The organism is Thauera sp. (genome assembly GCF_035444905.1).
Taxonomy (GTDB): Bacteria; Pseudomonadota; Gammaproteobacteria; order Burkholderiales; family Rhodocyclaceae; genus Thauera.
This window is the reverse complement of record NZ_DAOMPS010000120.1, coordinates 1-3,486: the sequence shown is the minus strand read 5'-3', so window position 1 is coordinate 3,486 and position 3,486 is coordinate 1. Positions and strand designations below refer to the sequence as shown.

General features: G+C 64.5%; 4 protein-coding genes. All 4 read left to right on the top strand.

The window, feature by feature from the left end:
- The first annotated feature begins 95 nt into the window (after positions 1-95).
- Positions 96-245: a hypothetical protein gene (locus PLC66_RS22360; RefSeq protein ID WP_324544385.1), complete on the top strand. Its 150-nt coding sequence runs from the start codon at positions 96-98 to the stop codon at positions 243-245.
- 24 nt (positions 246-269) lie between these two features.
- Positions 270-2,618 carry a heavy metal translocating P-type ATPase gene (locus tag PLC66_RS22355; protein ID WP_324544384.1) on the top strand — a complete coding sequence of 783 codons (2,349 nt, stop codon included), beginning with the start codon at positions 270-272 and terminating at the stop codon, positions 2,616-2,618.
- A 118-nt stretch (positions 2,619-2,736) separates the two neighbouring features.
- The gene (locus PLC66_RS22350; RefSeq protein WP_324544383.1) at positions 2,737-2,991 is read left to right on the top strand and encodes a DUF2933 domain-containing protein; all 255 of its coding nucleotides are present in this window, start codon (positions 2,737-2,739) and stop codon (positions 2,989-2,991) included.
- 17 nt (positions 2,992-3,008) lie between these two features.
- On the top strand, positions 3,009-3,486 hold a 478-nt coding region (locus PLC66_RS22345), incomplete at its 3' end, for a methyltransferase family protein (protein ID WP_324544382.1).

Genomic DNA, 3,486 nt, shown 5'->3' with positions numbered 1-3,486 from the left:
CTAAAGTGCCTGGGTAAAATTCAACGCGCACCGCTGGGTAGTTTTAGACGCGCGCCGACATCCACAAGGTCTACGAGCCCAGTCATCACGCCAATATGGCCTTTCAGTTGGCGGTGGCGAACGGCGTGCGCGCTCACCATTGGCAGTTCGGCGACATGGCACCCGTTCCCGAACTGACGCCGGACGACGTCGCGCACATCACGGCATTCGTGCGCGGTGAACAGCGCAAGATGGGCATTCGATAACAATAATCGACGGGGAGAAGTCTCATGACCCACGAACATTCGCAGGGCGGCCATTCCGGCCACACGCATCGCCACGAGCATGCCTCGACAGGCAAGGACACCGATCCGGTCTGCGGCATGACCGTGAAGCCCGACTCACCGTACCGGGCGATTCACGCCGGGCACGAATACCGGTTTTGCAGTGCGAAGTGCCAAGGCAAGTTCGAGACCGATCCGGCGCGGTATCTGGCACCGCAGACAAGCCAGGCTTCGGCCGAGAGCGCTCCGGCGCCCGGCACCGAATACACCTGCCCGATGCATCCCGAGATTCGCCAGATCGGACCGGGCACCTGCCCGAAATGCGGCATGGCGCTCGAGCCGGTGATGCCGGGGCTCGAGGACGACGACAATCCCGAACTCGCCGACTTCCGCCGCCGCTTCTGGTGGACGCTGCCGTTGACGGTGATCGTGACGGTGATCGCCATGTCCGGCGGTTTCTTCGATCCAATGTTGGGGGCCGCACGCCCCTGGGTCGAGCTGGCCCTGTCGACACCGGTCGTGCTGTGGTCAGGCTGGCCGTTCTTCGTGCGCTGCGCACAGTCGATCGGCAACCGCAGCCCGAACATGTGGACGCTGATTGGACTGGGGGTTGGCGCCGCCTATGTGTACAGCGTCGTCGCCACCGTTGCGCCGGGGGTATTTCCGGCCTCGTTTCGCATGGGCGAACACGTCGCGGTGTATTTCGAAGCGGCAGCGGTGATCATCTCGCTGACGCTGCTCGGCCAGGTGCTGGAGCTCAAGGCGCGCTCGGAGACCGGCGCCGCGATCAAGGCGCTGCTCGGCCTCGCGCCCAAGACCGCGCGGCGCATTCGCGCGGATGGCACCGAAGAGGATATCCCGCTGACCCACGTCCATCCCGGCGACCGGTTGCGCATTCGTCCGGGCGAAAAGGTGCCCGTCGATGGTTCCGTTGCCGAAGGCGAAAGCGCTGTCGATGAATCGATGCTGACCGGCGAACCGATCCCGGTGACCAAACGCCCCGGGGACAAGGTGATTGGCGCCACGCTCAACACCAGTGGAGCGCTGGTCATGGTCGCCGAGAAGATCGGCGCACAGACCATGCTGTCGCAGATCGTGCAGATGGTCGCGCAGGCCCAGCGCTCGCGCGCGCCGATGCAACGCCTGGCCGATGTCGTCGCGGGCTGGTTCGTCATCGTCGTCGTGCTCATCGCCCTCACCACGTTCGTGGTGTGGGGACTCTTCGGACCCCAGCCGAGCTGGGCCTACGGCCTCATCAACGCGGTGGCGGTGCTGATCATCGCCTGCCCCTGCGCATTGGGCCTGGCCACGCCGATGTCGGTGATGGTCGCGACCGGCAAGGCAGCCACCCAGGGCGTGCTGTTTCGCGATGCGGCGGCGATCGAGTCGCTGCGCAAGGTCGACACCCTGATCGTGGACAAGACCGGCACCCTGACCGAAGGGCGCCCCGCCTTCCATAGTGTGGTGGCGGCGCCGGGCGGGACGGAGGCCGACGTGCTTCGCATCGCAGCCAGCCTCGATCAGGGCAGCGAGCACCCACTCGCCCAGGCCATCGTGACCGAGGCCCGCGCGCGCGGTCTGGCGCTCAGCACACCGGAGACTTTCGAGTCCTCGTCCGGCATCGGCGTGCGCGGCACGGTCGATGGCCGCCGCGTGACCTTGGGCAACACGGCGTTGATGGACGATGAGCGCATCGACTGGCGCGGGCTCGCCGAGCGTGCCGAGGCGCTGCGGCTCGAGGGCGCGAGCGTGATGTATCTGGCGGTCGACGGCGTGCTCGCCGGCCTGATCGCGGTTGCCGATCCGATCAAATCCACGACCCTTGAAGCGCTCGATGCGCTGCGCGCAAGCGGGCTCCGGATCATCATGGCCACGGGCGATGGGCTCACCACGGCGCGTGCGGTCGGCGCCCGTCTGGGCATCGACGAGGTGTATGGCGAAGTGAAGCCCGCCGACAAGAACGATCTGGTCGGAAGACTGCAGGCCGAGGGGCACATCGTCGCCATGGCCGGCGACGGCATCAACGACGCGCCGGCGCTCGCGCGCGCGAATGTGGGTATCGCGATGGGCACGGGGACCGACGTCGCGATGAACAGTGCCCATCTGACTTTGGTCAAGGGTGATCTCCGGGGCATCGCCACCGCACGCAGCATCTCCGTCGCCACCGTGCGCAACATGCATCAGAACCTCGTGTTCGCCTTCCTGTACAACGCAGCGGGCGTACCGATCGCGGCCGGGGTGCTCTATCCAGCGTTCGGGCTGCTGCTGTCACCGCTGATTGCGGCCCTGGCGATGAGCTTGAGTTCCGTGTCGGTGGTCGGTAACGCGTTGCGCCTCGGACGGAAAAGGATTTGATCGTCCTCGATTCGCCAGCCCGGAAAGCTGGGCAGACGAACCGCGTCTCGCGTTGTCTCGTTCGTTGGAAGCCATCCCGACCCCGGCATGTCGATGTTTGCTCACAAGGAGCTGTCTCATGAAAGCCGAGACTGAAGTCGAGCCCCGTCCATCCGGTCGGGCTGCATCAAACCTAAGGGTTCGCCGTGTTTTTCTGGTCTTCGTCGGGCTAGCGGCCGTTCTCCTCATCGTCGAGCATCGGCTCCATGTGCTCGGCTACCTACCGTGGCTCATCTTGCTTGCGTGCCCCCTGATGCACGTCTTCATGCATCGCGGTCACGGCCACAAGGGAAAACACACGCCGACTGAAGACCAAGGTAACCATGATGCGTAATGCCACGGGAGATCGAGATGAATGAGACGTCGAGTTACGGCTTGTGGTCACTGGTCATCATCAACTCGCTGTTCTTCATCGCCTTCGCCTTCAGCTTCACGCGTCCCCGCACGAGCCGGGACTGGCGATCCTTGGGCGCTTACTCGGCCTTCATCCTGGCGCTCTTCACCGAGATGTACGGCTTTCCGTTGACGATCTACCTGCTCTCGGGGTGGCTATCGTCAAAGTTTCCCGGGATCGATTTTCTTGCCCACGACTCGGGACACCTCCTGGAGGTCATGTTCGGGTGGAGCAGTAACCCGCATTTCGGCCCATTCCATCTGTTGAGCACAGTATTCATCGTCGGTGGCTTCTGGCTCCTGGCAAAGGCATGGCCTGTGCTCCTCGAGGCTCAGCGCACCCGCCGTGTCGCCGACAGCGGCCCCTACGCACGCATTCGCCACCCGCAATACGTCGCGTTCGTTCTGGTCATGTTCGGCTTCTTGCTGCAGTGGC